The following is a 15,720-nucleotide window of genomic DNA, read 5'->3' on the forward strand; positions in this document are numbered from 1 at the left end:
AGCTGACCGCCAAGAGAGGTGAAAGTATGGGATATAATATCAAATCAGAATTGAAGCTGTCCATAAAGAGTGTACCAGAGTCGCAGAAGGACATTATTGTCCAGCTCATGCAATTTTACTTATACGATTTTACAGCCTATCTGCGAATTGATGTCACTGAGAAGGGGACATTCCCGGCTTATCCAGACTTGTATCAATACTGGACGAGCGGCGAACAAAAGCTGCCTTTTTTGATCTGGAGACAGGATATTCCTGTGGGCTTTGCACTCGTTGACCGAATGTCTAGCAATCGAGAAGCTGACTATTACATGGCTGAGTTCTTTGTACTTCGTCCTTATCGACACAATGGCGTGGGCACTTGGGCGGCTCATGAGCTGTTTGGACGTTTTAATGGGCGATGGAAGGTGACTCAGATGAGCACGAATAGACCAGCCCAATCCTTTTGGCGCAAGGTCATTGGAAGCTATACGAATGGTGAGTATAGGGAGCAAACACATCCAGTACGAGGGAATATAAGTCAGTTTTTCAATACATGAAAAATTCATAATAGAAAACCACCAGAAAAAAGCCGAGGAGAATATTTTGTCGGCTTTTTTGTTGTCATTTCAAGCCTTCTGTTCATGGATCGTTCCAATTAGAACTTGCATTGACATTGGTAAAAACGCAGGTATACAGTTATTTGGTAATTCATATATAACTTATTGGAATCATTTATGGTAAGATAAGGATAGAAGTATATAAATTCAATAGGAAAAGAGGGTAATATGCTGGAGAAATGGGTTCAGGAACTAAAAGATGGTGAACAAGAACTGATTGCGTGGAGAAGATATTTGCATCAGCATCCAGAGATTTCTTTTGAGGAAACGAATACATCTGCATTTATTGCAGACCAATTACGCTCTTTTGGTATTGAAGTAAGAACGAATGTCGGTGGAAACGGTGTGCTCGGTTTTTTAGAAGGCGGGCAGCCAGGTAGAACGATTGCATTTCGTGCTGATTTTGATGCACTTCCTATTCAGGATGAAAAGGATGCGCCTTATAAATCGACCGTTCCCGGTGTTATGCATGCTTGTGGACATGATGGTCATACAGCTGCGTTGCTAGGAGTGGCACGAGTGTTAAGCCATCACCGTGAGACACTGAAGGGAAAGCTTGTGTTTATTTTTCAACATGCCGAAGAAAAACCGCCTGGCGGAGCCAAATTCATGATTGAGGATGGTTGTCTGGATGGGGTGGAAGCAGTATATGGTATTCACCTTTCCTCGGAAATTCCACTGGGCAAAATCGGCTTAAAGAGTGGGCCGGCAATGGCTGCTGCCGATGCCTTTTCAATTGAAATCAACGGCAAGGGCGGACATGGCGCCAGACCGCATCAGACAGTGGATTCCATTGTTATTGGAAGTCAAATTGTGAACGGACTACAACAGGTCGTGAGTCGCAGAGTGGACCCTACGGAATCAGCAGTGTTAACGATTGGGGTATTTCAAGCAGGAACTGCCTTTAATGTAATTGCAGATAAAGCCAAAATTGAAGGGACCGTACGTACGTTTAATAAGGATATACGCAAGGAAGTCGAAAACGAAATTCGTAGTATCGTAAAAGGTCTAACGGATGCTTATCATGCGGGATACGAAATTGATTATTTGAATGGTTATCCTGCTCTGGTGAATGCCGAGGCCGAAACAGAACGGGTACGTGAGCTAGTCAGTAGGCTGTATGGAGTAGATGCTTTTATGGACTTAAAACCGGCCATGGGAGCAGAGGATTTTGCCTATTATCTAGAACAACGACCTGGAGCTTTTATTATTGTGGGCGCTCGTAATGAGGATGAACGAACCCATTTTGCTCACCACCATCCTCGCTTTGATTTTGATGAGCGTGCGTTACTCATCTCAGGACATATTTTTTTAGCGCTGGCGCTTGAATATTTGCAGTAATTTCAACCTATTAATGAATAGCCATAGCATTACGGAAGCCCGAACCGCGCATAGCGCGGTTTTTTGCTGTAAATCAAAGTATTTTGGTACCTCGTTCGAATGAAATTTAAAGAAAATAATTCATTATATGAAAAATTCATATTAGTAATTTATAAGAGGTATCAACTGTAAGTGGAAGCCAACTCTTTTATTACAAGTTATCAAGCAGAAGATACTATTACATTATCTTGATTTTTCACACAAGGAAATGAGAAAAAGATGACGAATCTTTTGAGCAGACACCGATGTAAGCGCTAACAAAAAAGATTGCAAATCTATTGGATTACTGGAGGTGAGCTTGAGAGAACGCTTGTTTGATTGATGAATGGAATAATAACGATAGGAACGAATCCGCAATTGACTGCTTACTTTTAGCTCGAAATGACTTGCATTTTTAAATGATTACGGAGAAGGAGGTTGAATTCATTGACTAAGGCAAAAAGCAGGTTGAGAATTGTATGTTTGGCGCTTATAGTAGCGGGTGCTTCCTGGACAGGCATGATAGCACCCACCCATGCTGCTCCAAGTGACGATTATACTTGGAAAAGTGTCGTTACAGGCGGTGGAGGTGGTTTTGTACCTGGTATTATTTTTAATGAAACGGAAAAAGATCTGATCTATGCCCGTACAGATATTGGAGGAGCTTACCGCTGGAATCCTGCGAGTGAAAGCTGGATTCCGCTGACGGATTCTGTGGGCTGGGAGAATTGGAACAAAAATGGTGTCGATGCACTAGCCACCGACCCTGTGGATCCGAATCGTGTATATATAGCTACAGGCACGTATACTAATTCCTGGGATAAACAAAACGGGCAAATTATGCGCTCTACCGACAAGGGGAATACGTGGCAAACTACAAAGCTTCCCTTTAAGGTAGGAGGCAATATGCCGGGACGCTCAATGGGTGAACGTCTGGCAATTGATCCGAATAAAAACAATATATTATTCTTCGGAGCTCGAAGTGGTAATGGATTGTGGAAAAGCTCCGATTACGGGGCGACCTGGAGCAAGGTGAGTAGTTTTCCGAATCCGGGGAGGTATGTACAGGACCCTTCCAATGAATACACCAGTGATATTGTCGGTTTAGCCTGGATCACTTTTGACAAAAAAACGGGCTCTTCCAGTAAAGCAACACAGACCATCTATGTGGGTGTCGCAGATAAAAAGCAAAGTGTCTATCGCAGTACTGATGGCGGGACAACCTGGTCTGCTATAGCGGGCCAGCCTACAGGCTATTTGCCACATCACGGCGTTTTATCGCCAGATGGCGACCTGTATATTTCTTACAGCGATGGAGCTGGACCGTATGATGGAACAAAGGGTGAGCTGTGGAAACTGAATACAGCCAGTGGACAGTGGACTAACATTAGCCCCGTTGCCAGCAGCAGCGCAGACAATCATTTTGGATATGGTGGACTGACAGTGGACGCCCAGAAGCCAGGTACACTTATGGTTGCAACGTTGAATGCCTGGTGGCCGGATGAAACGATTTACCGCAGTACTGATAGTGGGGCAACCTGGAGCCCTATTTGGGAATTTGATGGTTATCCAGCTCGTAAGCTGAAGTACAATCTGGATATATCCGGTGCGCCTTGGCTGACTTTCAATGCCAATCCTGCACCGCCGGAAGTATCGCCCAAGCTGGGCTGGATGATTGGAGATCTGGAAATAGATCCATTTAATTCAGATCATATGCTGTACGGCACAGGAGCTACGATTTATGGCTCTAAAAATCTGACCAATTGGGACAAGGGAGGTAAGCTGGACATTTCGGTAGCGGCTAAAGGGGTAGAAGAAACGGCGATTTTGGATTTGGTGAGCCCTCCAACTGGAGCTCCTCTGGTGAGTGCAGTGGGTGATGTCTCCGGATTCAGACATGATGACCTGTTCAAGGCTCCTGCTAAAATGCTGGATAATCCAACCTTTACAAGCAGCGAAAGCATTGATTATGCCGAGTTAAGCCCTTCTTTTATGGCTCGGGTAGGTAAAGCGGACTATAAAAAAGATCCAAACGCCAAATCTATCGGATTATCCAATGATGGCGGAGCGAACTGGTACAAAGCTAATAGCGAGCCTTCCAGTACAGCAGGAGGAGGCAGCATCGCTGTAGCGGCAAATGGTAATGGATTGCTGTGGAGTACATCGGACAAAGGTGTATTTTATTCCAAAACCGGAGGAAACTCATGGACAGCAAGCACGGGAGTTCCAGCTAATGCAAAGATCGCCTCTGACCGAGTAAACCCTAACAAATACTACGCGTTTGCTGCTGGGAAAATATATGTAAGTGTTGATGGAGGCGCATCCTTCACACCATCCACAGTTACTGGTTTGCCAAGTGTAGGTAATGCAGATATTGGTGCTGTACGAGGAGCGGAAGGAGATGTGTGGTTTGCTGGAGGCTCCGAGGACGGAGGGCCATACGGCTTATGGCATTCCAAGGATTCAGGTGTTACATTCACCAAGCTTGCTCATGTGCAGGAGGCGGATTTTGTAGGCTTTGGCAAAGCAGCACCCAATCGCACCAATGCAGCAGTGTTTATCGTTGGTAAAATTGACGGTACACGTGGATTTTATCGCTCGGACGATGCTGGCACAAACTGGGTACGCATTAATGATGATAAGCATCAATATGCTCGTGTGACCACCATTATTGGGGATCCTCGGGTTTACGGACGTGCTTATCTCGGAACGAATGGCCGTGGCATTCTGGTGGCAGATCGTGTGAGTGGTGATCAGCCATCTACCGGGCAAGCAAGTATTACGCCGACGGCTGCAACCTATGAAGTGGCTAACAGTAATACCGATATTACTGTCAAGCTTACTCTTAACGGTAATACACTAGAAGCGATCAAGCAGGGGAGTGTGGCACTGAACAAAGGTGAAGATTATACGGTTAGTGAAGAAACAGTTATTCTTACCAACAAGTATTTATCTAAACTTCCTAAAGGAGAGACAACGCTCAACTTCCATTTTAGTACAGGCAATGATGCGTTGTTCACGATTACGGTGAAAGGGGATACGCCAAGTGAGCCGGGAACAGGCGAGGGTGCTCTGAAGGTGCAATCCTTCAATGGGAATGTATCTGCAACAAGTAATACGATCAGTTCCAAGTTTAAAATAACCAATTCAGGAAGCTCACCCGTTTCCCTAGCAGACGTGACATTGCGTTATTATTACACCGTTAACGGGGAGAAATCACAAAACTTCTTTACGGATTGGTCTAGCATCGGTACAGAGAATGTCATTGCTAACTTCAGAACATTAACCGATGCAAAGCAAGGTGCAGATTCTTATGCAGAAATTGGTTTTAAGTCGGCAGCAGGTTCTTTAGAGCCTGGTCAGAGTGTTGAGCTACAAACCCGGATATCCAAAGCGGATTGGAGCAATTATACACAAACTGATGATTATTCCTTTAATCCCACAGCAAATAGCTTACAAGATTCCACTAAAATAACCGCTTACCTGTCTGGGATCAAGCAATGGGGAATTGAGCCTTAAATCTTCATAAAATAATCTTAAGTCAGCCACTCTAATGAGCGAGCTGGCTTTATTTTTGGAGGAATCAGAGGTTTAAATTCAAACACATAACTATTTCACTATATGAAAAATTCATAATAGAAAAAGATTCCTTCTCGCATACCATCATCATCAAACAAACACACCACTATAAACAGAAAAAGGGGTACAATCACGAACGTGTGTTCCTATTTTAATCGAAAAAGAAACGCTTCTGTCCTCAGACAAAAAGCGTTACAAATCAAGTTTTATATTTATCATACACCTCAAGTAAGATGACGGGATATTGAAATTAATAAGGTCATCGTAATGACATTCACAATCGTAGAAAGTAATACTGTTTGTGCCGCAAAGTCAGGTTCATTTTTATATTCTTCCGCCAAAATACTCGTGTTAACACCAGTAGGCATACCTGATGCAATGAGCAATGCTTGAGCGGGAATCCCCTTAAGACCTAGGAAAAACACGAGCATAAAGCCAACTATTGGACCTGCAATCAGGCGTAATACCATACTGATATACACGGCTGTCCGGCGCAAATGAAAAGGATACTGCACAATTTGTGCTCCCAAAGTAAGCAGAGCCACTGCGACCATCGAATGGCTAATATAATTTAGAGGCTCAGCCAGCAAATTAGGCAATGGACTGTGCAGTAGATTCAGGAGCAGGCCCAGCACAAGCGCGTAGGGGACAGGCATTTTCAAAAAATTAATTAAAATTTTTCGTGTATTGGCCTTACCGTTCTGTACAACAAAAGTACCATATGTAAATGTAACAAAGCTTTGAAAAGTCATAATCAGAGCTTGGACAGAAATAGCCAGCGGATCACCTTTAAACACCAACTGATTAATTGGTAGACCATAATTCCCTGAATTATCTAGCATGACACTGTTTGTAAAAGCTCCACGCATTCCGGGGCTGTATTTCAGAGATCTGGCAACGGTAGTACTGATTACGTACAGAATAGCTATGTACAGGGCATAAAAAAGTGAAACCTCACCCATGAGAATTAAAGAAATTTCAGAGTTATAAAGACCGGTAAACACAACTGCAGGGGTGATATAATAAAAATTAATTTTAGCTAGGGTATACAAATCCAATCGAAAATAATATTGCATGATACAGCCAAAACCGATAAGGACAAAAATAGGTAAAACAACGTCTAAAAGAATGGTGCCGAACATGTCTGTCTCCACTTCTTTCTATTATGCGAATGTAAACGTTAACCCTTAAAATACACGTGCATTTCCCATTATACTGTGGAAATAGGTTCACGCATAATAAAATTTATTATATTGGATTAGCCATCAGTCCCTGCAAATGCAACACTAGTAAAAAAGGGCTTCATATTTAGCTTATAGTAGCCGTTAATATATGTAGGTTACATTTAAACCTGGTCTTTTACTATAAGGAGGAAGCGCATCATGAGAAACACTTGGACAGCATTATTAGCGTGTATACTGGTCTTGGGACTGGCAGCAGGAACAGCCGAAGCCAAACAGGGGCGCGGAAATGGTCAGGAGAACAAACAGGAAGCAAAGGCGTCTGATAAAGACCGGAATGAAAAGAGCAGCAAAAAAGATAAACACGACGAAATCAAAAAGAACACCCCTGTTGCAGTAACGGATGATACATACGGGGAGTCCAAGGACCAAAAAGGTCGCAAGGGACACAACGGATATAACGGTCTGCTACAAGCAGTAGAAAATACAAAAGATAAGCCGGCAGGAGCGGTTATTGCGAATCTGCTGCTTACAAAATACCCGGAACGTTTGACCCCGGAGCAGGTAACTGAACTTGAATTGATCCGAAATTCTGACAAAGCATTAACTAAGGCTGCTGAGCTACTGGATGAAAACGGAAATGTAACAGATGCCGTTTACATGCAGGAGGAGGCAGTATTGGCTGATGTGTCCAATCTGGATAGCTACAAAAAGCTGGATGTATTCTCAAGGAAGGCTGGAAGGTCATCAGGTATGAAGCTGTTCGTGAATGGTGAAAAATATGATGCCGAACCGATTAACCGCAATGGCACCACACTTGTCCCGTTTAGAACAGCTTCCGAAGCCCTTAATGCCAAAGTTTCCTGGGATCCGAAAGAAAAGGCTGTTACTGTCAGTCGCAACGGCGTGTCCGTCAAATTATTCGTGAATAGCGCCAAAGCATATATTAACGGCCAGCCGTATTCTATCGAGCAGCCAGCATCCATAGTGGATGGAACTACAATGGTACCTGTAAGGGTAATCGGAGAGGCTTTGGGAGCAAATGTTAAATGGGAGCCTGAGAGCCAGTCCGTTGTTGTATATGAGCAGTCAACAATATCTGAAGCATTATAGTGCTATAAACTAAGAAAATAGTGTATAACAGAAAGGGCGCCTGACTAAATGTCAGGTCCTTTTTTGTGTTGCCTTGCTACTTTGTACCTAGCTATTAGCATTATGTGCTGGTCATGTGTACAATTAAAGAACACTGAGAAAAGGGAGTGTCATAGATGGATTTAGGATTAACGGGGAAAGCAGCCTTTGTTGCAGGTTCCAGTAAAGGACTCGGCAAGGCAAGCGCAAGGGAGCTGGCACGTGAGGGTGCGAATGTTGTTATTTCTGGACGAAATGAAGCAGAGCTTCAGCGGACTCAGGCCGAATTACAGGAAACAGCGAGTGGTCGCGTTGAATATGTAGTTTGTGATGTAACCAAACCTGAACATATCTCCCAGGCCATTCGCCGTACAGTTGATTGGTTTGGCACCGTCGATATTTTGGTTAACAATGCGGGCGGCCCTCCTGCGGGCACCTTTGATGATTTTACAGACGAAGTATGGATGCAGGCCTTTGAGCAAAATTTACTTAGTCATATCCGGTTGATCCGTGAGGCGTTACCCTATATGAAAAAACAACAAAGCGGTAGAATTTTAAATATCGCCTCATCATCAGTGAAGCAGCCGATTCCGGGCCTGATTATTTCCAATACACTACGTACTGGAGTTGCCGGATTGGCGAAAACATTGTCCATGGAATTAGCCCCATATAATATTCTGGTACATACTGTAGCACCAGGGAGAATTGCAACCGATCGCGTACGTAGCTTGGACGAGCATCGAGCCGAAAAATCCCACCAAACGACGGATCAAGTTCGCAAACAAGCAGAAGAGGGCATTCCGTTAGGACGGTACGGTGAGCCTGAAGAGTTCGGTAAAGTCGTTGCTTTTCTGGCGTCATCGGCTTCATCCTATTTGACCGGCAGCACCATTCTTGTGGATGGCGGAATGATTAAATCATTATAAAAAATTAAAGAAGCGTGCCGCATCAGGCTTAATTGCTGCTGGCACGCTTTTTCATAAGTTATCTAAAGAGAGGTTTAGTTCATTGGCTGATCAGCTCTCGCGGCTTGGAAGTTCGCACCCGTCATCGGTACATACACCAGCTGCATCCTGTTTGGACGAGCTGCCGCTAATCATAGTGAAAGGAGAACGTTCATCCCATGCTTTTTGAAGCGCATCGTGAAATACCTCCTCAGGCTGAGCACCAGAAACAGCAAATTTTCGATCAAATACAAAGAATGGAACACCCTGAACGCCTAACTTAGCACCTTCAGTTTCATCAGCTCTAACTTCGTCGGTAAAGCGGTCACCGGCTAATATGGCAGCGGCTTCGTTATGATCCAAACCAACTTCGGCTGCCAACGCTGCCAGTACTTCATGATCCCCAGTATGCTTGCCTTCCATGAAGACAGCCTGAAATAAACGCTCGCTCAATTCCAGCATTTTGCCTTGTGTGTGAGCCCAATGCGTTAGACGGTGAGCATCGAAAGAGTTTGTCGGCACCATGGCATGAATATTGTACTCCAGACCTGTAGAACGTGCGTTTTCGGTCATGCGATCATTCATGGCATGAGCCTCTTGCAGACTAACGCCATATTTTGCTGATAGTTCCTCATTAATCGTCTTACCACTATCTTTCACAGCATTCGGATTTAATTCAAAACTCTTGAATGTCAATTGAACCTCATCGCGATGTGGGAACTGCTGCAAGACTTGCTCCAAACGGCGTTTGCCAATATAACAGAACGGACACATATAATCAGACCAAACTTCGATATTCATCAGGAAATGCCTCCATATATATATTTTATTAAGCAACTGAGAGTGAATCTGCCTACTTTAGTGTAAGTGAAAGGTGAAACTTCACCAGTTACAAAAAGAATTATACGGCTAATGCTTTCGACGTGCAAATAATTAATGCTTGTCAAAAAATAAATGCTATGATATTTTATATCTGTAACCGGTTACACAATTGGAGTTGAACCTACATTATGACAACAATTAAGCAAGTAGCGAGTTTTGCAGGTGTTTCCGTAGCGACTGTATCCCGAGTTATTAATGAAACCGGATATGTCCACGAGGATACACGGCGAAAAGTTGAAGCTGCGGTGAAGCAGCTAAATTACAAGCCTAATGAAGTTGCACGTTCTCTGTATAAAAAGAAATCCAGATTAATCGGCCTGCTGCTGCCGGATATTACAAACCCTTACTTTCCCTTGTTGGCTCGTGGGGTGGAGGATCGAATGCAGGAAAATGATTTTCGTATTATTTTCGGTAATAGTGATGAGGATCGCCAAAAAGAATTAGTTTACATGGATACTTTTGTTCAGAATAATGTTGTTGGGGTTATTTCATCTACCAATGACCCTGCTGCCGACTGTTACGCCAAACTGAAAATACCAGTCGTTTTTCTCGATCGGACTTCCAGTGACAGTCTCTCCGTTTATGCGGATGGAGCTCATGGCGGTCGCTTGGCTGCACAGGCTATGGTTGCCCGTGGCAGCAGACAAATTACAGTCATGCAGGGTCCTGCTCATATTCGTCCAGCACAAGATCGTTTTCGCGGGGCAGTGGAAGAGCTTCAGCATTCTGGTATTGCTTACCATATCGTCGAGACAACATCCTTTTCGTTCAAGGAAGCTGAGTTATGGGCCAAAGAGCTGTTCAGCAAGTATCCGGATACGGACGGAGTTATTGCCAGTAACGATATTGTAGCTACCGCGGTGATGCATGAGGCACATAGATTAGGAAAGAAAATCCCGGAAGATGTTCAAATTATCGGGTTTGATGATATACCATTAAGCAGCTTGTTATTTCCGCCATTATCAACAATTCGGCAGCCTGCTTATGAAATGGGCTGGGAAGCGGCAGGTCTGCTCATTCAATTGATTGAGCAGTCGCAAGCAACGAAGTCAAGTGTACCTAATCTTCATTCGAAAGTACTTACCTATTCAAGCATACAATTGCCCGTCAAATTTATCGAACGGGAAACAACGAGAAAGGTGGATCATCATGGCTAAAATTTCGGTTATCGGAAGCAGTTCGATGGACCTCGTAGTTACTTCTTCCAAGCGTCCCGGTGCTGGTGAAACCGTATTGGGAGAAAGCTTTACAACCGTACCTGGCGGTAAAGGAGCCAATCAGGCAGTAGCTGCAGCACGACTCGGGGCGGACGTTACGATGATTGGACGTGTAGGAGACGACCATTTGGGACAACAGATTTTACGCAATTTTGAAGAAAATCATGTTCATATTAACTATGTGAAACCGGTTACACATATGGAAAGCGGTACAGCACACATTGTACTAGCCGAGGGTGATAACAGTATTGTCGTGGTAAAAGCAGCGAATAATGAAGTTACACCCGCTTACGTGGAAGAAGCGCTTGATGTTATTCGAAGTTCGGATATTGTATTAATTCAACAGGAAATACCGGCTGAGACGATTGTCTATGTAAGCGAAATTTGTGCGAAGTATCAGGTACCCTTGCTGCTGAATCCAGCCCCGGCTCGTGAGGTGGAAGAAAGCGTAATTGCCAATGCAGCCTACATTACGCCAAATGAGCATGAAGCCGCCATCATGTTTAAGGATATGAGTCTTCAAGAAGCCTTGCGCAAATATCCGAACAAGTTGTTTGTAACGGAAGGCAGCAACGGTGTACGGTTTTTCGACGGAGAACAGGAAGTTGTAGTTCCTACTTACAAGGTCGAAGCCGTGGATACAACAGGTGCAGGAGATACGTTCAACGCTGCTTTTGCGGTGGCACTGGCTGAAGGAAAATCGCTGGCAGACAGTGTGAAATTTGCTAATCGTGCTGCGTCATTGTCTGTTACCAAATTTGGGGCGCAAGGCGGAATGCCAACCCGTCGTGAAGTAGAGGAGCAATTATAATGAAGAAACATGGAATTCTAAACAGTCATATATCCAAAATATTAACGGATCTCGGCCACACGGACTTTATTGTCGTGGCTGATGCCGGCTTACCAGTTCCTGAAGGCGTTACCAAAATTGATTTGGCATTGAAACTGGGTATTCCGTCCTTTCAGGACGTTGTTGATGTCATTGCCGCAGATATGGTGATTGAAAAAGTAACACTGGCTGAAGAAATCAAACAAGAAAATGAACAAGCGTTACAGTATATTATGCGCACCTTTGCAGGAGAGCAACTAGAGCATTCGCAGATTATTCAGCCGACTGCCGTCATTGAGTTTTGCTCACATGAACAATTTAAGACATTAACTCGGCAAGCCAAAGCTGTCATCCGTACAGGAGAGGCTACGCCGTTTGCCAATTGTATTTTACAGGCAGGAGTTCTTTTTGGATAAATTAGTGTTGAATAAAAAAGGGGGGAACAGCATGCAGATTCAAATGAAAGGAATTCACAAAGCCTTTGGAACCAATCAGGTACTAAGTGGTGTAGACTTTGATCTCCGTGAAGGAGAAGTACATGCCCTCATGGGTGAAAATGGTGCAGGCAAATCAACGCTGATGAATATTTTAATCGGACTGCATCGACGCGATGAGGGAACGATCATCATTGACGGTCAGGAAACCTATTTTGCCAACCCCAAGGAAGCGGAGCAAAAAGGAATTGCTTTTATTCACCAGGAACTGAATGTATGGCCAGAGATGACGGTACTGGAAAATCTATTTATCGGCAAGGAAATGACTTCCAAGTGGGGATTACTAGATAGCTCTAAAATGAAAGCGCTAGCAAATGAGCAATTTAGCAAGCTTTCAGTAAACCTTCCTTTGAACGGTGAAGCAGGCGAGTGTTCAGTGGGTCAACAACAAATGATTGAAATAGCCAAAGCACTAATGACGGATGCCAAAGTGATCGTAATGGATGAGCCGACAGCAGCCTTAACCGAACGGGAAATACAAAAGCTGTTTGAGGTTATTACTTCCTTGAAAAAAGATGGTGTTTCAATTGTGTATATTTCTCACCGGATGGAGGAGATATTCGCGATCTGTGATCGGATTACCATTATGCGTGACGGGAAAACTGTAGATACTCAAGCGATCCCCGATACGAATTTTGACGAGGTTGTACGGAAAATGGTTGGCAGAGAGCTGACTGAACGCTACCCGGTAAGAACGCCTGCTTTGGGAGAAGTGGTGCTAGAGGTCAAAAACGCATCACATAAAGGTCTATTTGAAAATGTGAATTTTACAGTGCGCTCTGGGGAAATTGTAGGTTTTTCGGGCTTGATGGGCTCGGGACGGACCGAGATCATGCGGTCGTTATTTGGACTGGATACTTTGGATCGTGGTGAGATACACGTACGTGGGAAAAAGGTGTCTATTCGCAAGCCGGATGATGCAGTGAAACTAGGGATTGGCTTCATTACAGAAGATCGAAAAGATGAGGGCTTAGTGCTGGATTTTTCCATTCGGGAAAACATGGTGCTGACGAATCTGTTCAGTTTTACATCAAAAGGATTTATATCAGGCAAAAAAGAGATGGATTTTGTTAATACATTAATTAAGCGCTTACAAATCAAAACCCAATCAGCCGAAGCGACGGTTGGCAGTTTGTCAGGTGGCAATCAGCAAAAGGTGGTTATTGCCAAATGGGTAGGTATCGGTCCCAATGTGCTCATTCTTGACGAACCGACGAGAGGCGTGGATGTAGGAGCCAAACGGGAAATCTACCAGTTGATGAACGAACTGACCGAACGTGGAGTCGCAATTATCATGGTATCCTCAGAGCTTCCCGAGGTACTTGGCATGAGTGATCGTATTGTCGTGGTGCACGAGGGAAAGATCAGCGGAGAGCTAAGCAGGGAAGAAGCCACACAAGAAAATATTATGACGCTAGCTACAGGAGGACAGTAATATGACAACTATGAATGAAGCAAAAGGTAGCAAAGGCATCCAAATATCACAAATCACACAGAAGCTTGGCCCATTGTTGGGGCTCATTATTTTGGTGATCATTGTATCGGCCTTAAATCCCAGCTTTTTGGAACCGCTTAATATTTTGAATTTGTTACGTCAGGTATCTATTAATGCGTTGATTGCGTTTGGTATGACCTTCGTTATTCTTACAGGCGGAATCGATTTGTCCGTTGGCTCTATATTAGCACTATCCAGTGCGTTTGTCGCAAATATGATGTTGGCCGGCTTCGATCCGATTTTGGCGATTATCATTGGCTGTGCATTGGGTGGCGTGATGGGAATGGTCAACGGCTTGATGATTACGAAAGGTAAAATGGCTCCGTTTATCGCCACACTCGCAACCATGACTATTTTTAGAGGATTAACATTAGTGTATACCAACGGTAACCCTATTACGGGGCTCGGAGATAGTCTGGTATTTCAATTATTCGGTCGTGGTTATCAGTTTGGTATTCCGGTCCCGGCGATTACGATGCTCATTACCTTTGCTGCTCTTTGGATCATTCTGCATAAAACACCTTTCGGACGCAAAACGTATGCCATCGGCGGCAACGAGAAAGCTTCGATTGTTTCAGGTATTAAAGTACCACGTGTAAAAATCTGGATTTACTCTTTGGCGGGAATGCTTTCCGCATTGGCGGGTGCTATCTTGACCTCACGCTTGAATTCAGCGCAGCCGACAGCAGGTGCTTCTTATGAACTGGATGCCATTGCGGCTGTCGTACTAGGTGGAACAAGCCTTTCGGGAGGACGCGGACGGATTGTAGGTACATTAATTGGTGTGCTAATCATCGGGACACTAAACAACGGCTTGAATTTGCTGGGGGTTAACTCTTTTTACCAAATGGTCGTAAAAGGGATCGTCATTGCTATTGCTGTATTGATTGACCGTAAAAAATCCGCATAATACACCTAATCTGCATAGAAGGAGACACACAAATATGAAAAAGCTTACATTAATCATGACGTCCTTGCTGCTCCTGCTCATGACAGGGTGTTCCCTGGAACCGCCTGAATGGGCGAAGCCTAAAGCGGCTGCAGACCTGAAGGACATTAAAATCGGCTTGTCGATCTCAACATTGAATAATCCATTCTTCGTTTCCCTCAAAGACGGAGTTGTTGCAGAGGCCAAAAAACAAGGATTGCAGGTTATTGTGGTCGATGCACAAAATGATTCTGCGAAGCAAAGTAATGATGTGGATGATCTGATCCAACAGGGAGTAAATGCGTTACTCATTAATCCGACAGATTCGTCGGCTATCTCCACTGTGGTACAGTCAGCGAATGCTTTGAACATTCCTGTAATTACGCTGGACCGTTCCGCTGACAAAGGTGATGTGAAAGCGCTAGTCGCTTCAGACAACGTCGAGGGAGGACGGATGGCTGCCAGATACGTGATTGATCAAGTCGGAAAAGGCGCCAAGGTTATTGAGTTGGAAGGCGTTCCAGGCGCATCGGCTACCCGTGAACGTGGGAAAGGCTTCCATGAAGTGGCAGATAAGGACCTGAAGGTCATCGCCAAGCAGTCGGCTGATTTTGATCGGACCAAAGGTTTGAATGTGATGGAAAATCTACTGCAAGGCAACCCGGATGTTCAGGCGGTATTTGCCCACAATGATGAAATGGCGTTGGGAGCGATTGAAGCCATTCAAAGCTCTGGTAAGAACATTCCAGTCATCGGCTTTGATGGTAACGAGGATGCGCTTAAATCAATTAAGGAAGGGAAGCTGACAGCTACTGTGGCTCAGCAGCCTGAGTTGATTGGACAATTGGCAGTGCAAGCAGCCAAGGATGTACTTCAAGGTAAAACCGTGAAAACATCGATTCCCGCCAAACTGGAGTTAGTGGATCAATCCAAATAGGAATGGGCATGTGAACCAACCTATGAAGCTTTCGAACTGATGCAAAGAATACGCATCAGTTCTTTTTTTTTGGATATTTTCCCAAGACGATATATACACATAAATGGAAGTTTTTAATTTTTGTATTGTAAGAAGAGACGGTAAAAGA

At 44.2% G+C, this 15,720-nt stretch carries 13 protein-coding genes; 11 read left to right on the forward strand and 2 right to left on the reverse strand.

Features of this window, described 5'->3' with window-relative positions:
- Positions 1 to 26 precede the first annotated feature (26 nt).
- From G9G57_RS20465 to G9G57_RS20475, 3 genes are all read left to right on the forward strand, one after another.
- Positions 27 to 536: a GNAT family N-acetyltransferase gene (locus tag G9G57_RS20465; protein ID WP_017427739.1), complete on the forward strand. Its 510-nt coding sequence runs from the start codon at positions 27 to 29 to the stop codon at positions 534 to 536.
- A gap of 228 nt (positions 537 to 764) precedes the next feature.
- On the forward strand, positions 765 to 1,937 hold the full coding sequence (locus G9G57_RS20470) for a M20 metallopeptidase family protein (RefSeq protein ID WP_103042461.1): 1,173 nt from the start codon (positions 765 to 767) through the stop codon (positions 1,935 to 1,937).
- 465 nt (positions 1,938 to 2,402) lie between these two features.
- Positions 2,403 to 5,474 carry a X2-like carbohydrate binding domain-containing protein gene (locus tag G9G57_RS20475; protein WP_164965482.1) on the forward strand — a complete coding sequence of 1,024 codons (3,072 nt, stop codon included), beginning with the start codon at positions 2,403 to 2,405 and terminating at the stop codon, positions 5,472 to 5,474.
- 284 nt (positions 5,475 to 5,758) lie between these two features.
- On the opposite strand, the gene G9G57_RS20480 is transcribed toward G9G57_RS20475, so the two are convergent.
- The gene (locus G9G57_RS20480) at positions 5,759 to 6,676 is read right to left on the reverse strand and encodes an AEC family transporter (RefSeq protein WP_013371415.1); all 918 of its coding nucleotides are present in this window, start codon (positions 6,674 to 6,676) and stop codon (positions 5,759 to 5,761) included.
- A gap of 240 nt (positions 6,677 to 6,916) precedes the next feature.
- On the opposite strand from G9G57_RS20480, the gene G9G57_RS20485 reads away from it, so the two are divergent.
- Both G9G57_RS20485 and G9G57_RS20490 read left to right on the forward strand, forming a co-directional pair.
- The gene (locus G9G57_RS20485; RefSeq protein WP_164965483.1) at positions 6,917 to 7,828 is read left to right on the forward strand and encodes a copper amine oxidase N-terminal domain-containing protein; all 912 of its coding nucleotides are present in this window, start codon (positions 6,917 to 6,919) and stop codon (positions 7,826 to 7,828) included.
- Positions 7,829 to 7,983: 155 nt separating this feature from the next.
- Positions 7,984 to 8,772: an SDR family oxidoreductase gene (locus tag G9G57_RS20490; RefSeq protein ID WP_016820742.1), complete on the forward strand. Its 789-nt coding sequence runs from the start codon at positions 7,984 to 7,986 to the stop codon at positions 8,770 to 8,772.
- Between the two features lie 90 nt (positions 8,773 to 8,862).
- Here G9G57_RS20490 and G9G57_RS20495 read toward each other — a convergent pair whose 3' ends face one another.
- Positions 8,863 to 9,591: a DsbA family oxidoreductase gene (locus G9G57_RS20495; RefSeq protein WP_019687392.1), complete on the reverse strand. Its 729-nt coding sequence runs from the start codon at positions 9,589 to 9,591 to the stop codon at positions 8,863 to 8,865.
- A gap of 209 nt (positions 9,592 to 9,800) precedes the next feature.
- Here G9G57_RS20495 and G9G57_RS20500 point away from each other — a divergent pair, with 209 nt between their 5' ends.
- Genes G9G57_RS20500 through rbsB form a run of 6 tightly spaced genes read left to right on the forward strand, consistent with a single transcriptional unit; the run spans position 9,801 to position 15,572 of the window.
- Entirely contained in the window at positions 9,801 to 10,829 is a 1,029-nt protein-coding gene (locus G9G57_RS20500) for a LacI family DNA-binding transcriptional regulator (protein ID WP_164965484.1), read from the forward strand.
- Complete coding sequence (gene rbsK / locus G9G57_RS20505) at positions 10,822 to 11,700, forward strand: ribokinase (protein ID WP_017427746.1); 879 nt, start codon at positions 10,822 to 10,824, stop codon at positions 11,698 to 11,700. The genes G9G57_RS20500 and rbsK overlap by 8 nt, the downstream gene beginning before the upstream one ends.
- Complete coding sequence (gene rbsD / locus G9G57_RS20510) at positions 11,700 to 12,134, forward strand: D-ribose pyranase (RefSeq protein WP_090890548.1); 435 nt, start codon at positions 11,700 to 11,702, stop codon at positions 12,132 to 12,134. Before rbsK ends, rbsD begins: the two co-directional genes overlap by 1 nt.
- Before the next feature lie 31 nt (positions 12,135 to 12,165).
- On the forward strand, positions 12,166 to 13,647 hold the full coding sequence (locus tag G9G57_RS20515; RefSeq protein WP_031461557.1) for a sugar ABC transporter ATP-binding protein: 1,482 nt from the start codon (positions 12,166 to 12,168) through the stop codon (positions 13,645 to 13,647).
- Between the two features lies 1 nt (position 13,648).
- The gene (rbsC, locus tag G9G57_RS20520; protein ID WP_017427749.1) at positions 13,649 to 14,617 is read left to right on the forward strand and encodes a ribose ABC transporter permease RbsC; all 969 of its coding nucleotides are present in this window, start codon (positions 13,649 to 13,651) and stop codon (positions 14,615 to 14,617) included.
- Positions 14,618 to 14,651: 34 nt separating this feature from the next.
- The gene (gene rbsB, locus G9G57_RS20525; protein WP_017427750.1) at positions 14,652 to 15,572 is read left to right on the forward strand and encodes a ribose ABC transporter substrate-binding protein RbsB; all 921 of its coding nucleotides are present in this window, start codon (positions 14,652 to 14,654) and stop codon (positions 15,570 to 15,572) included.
- Positions 15,573 to 15,720: the final 148 nt, after the last annotated feature.

Origin of the sequence: Paenibacillus sp. EKM211P (assembly GCF_011066175.1) — a bacterium.
GTDB classification, from domain to species: domain Bacteria; phylum Bacillota; class Bacilli; order Paenibacillales; family Paenibacillaceae; genus Paenibacillus; species Paenibacillus polymyxa.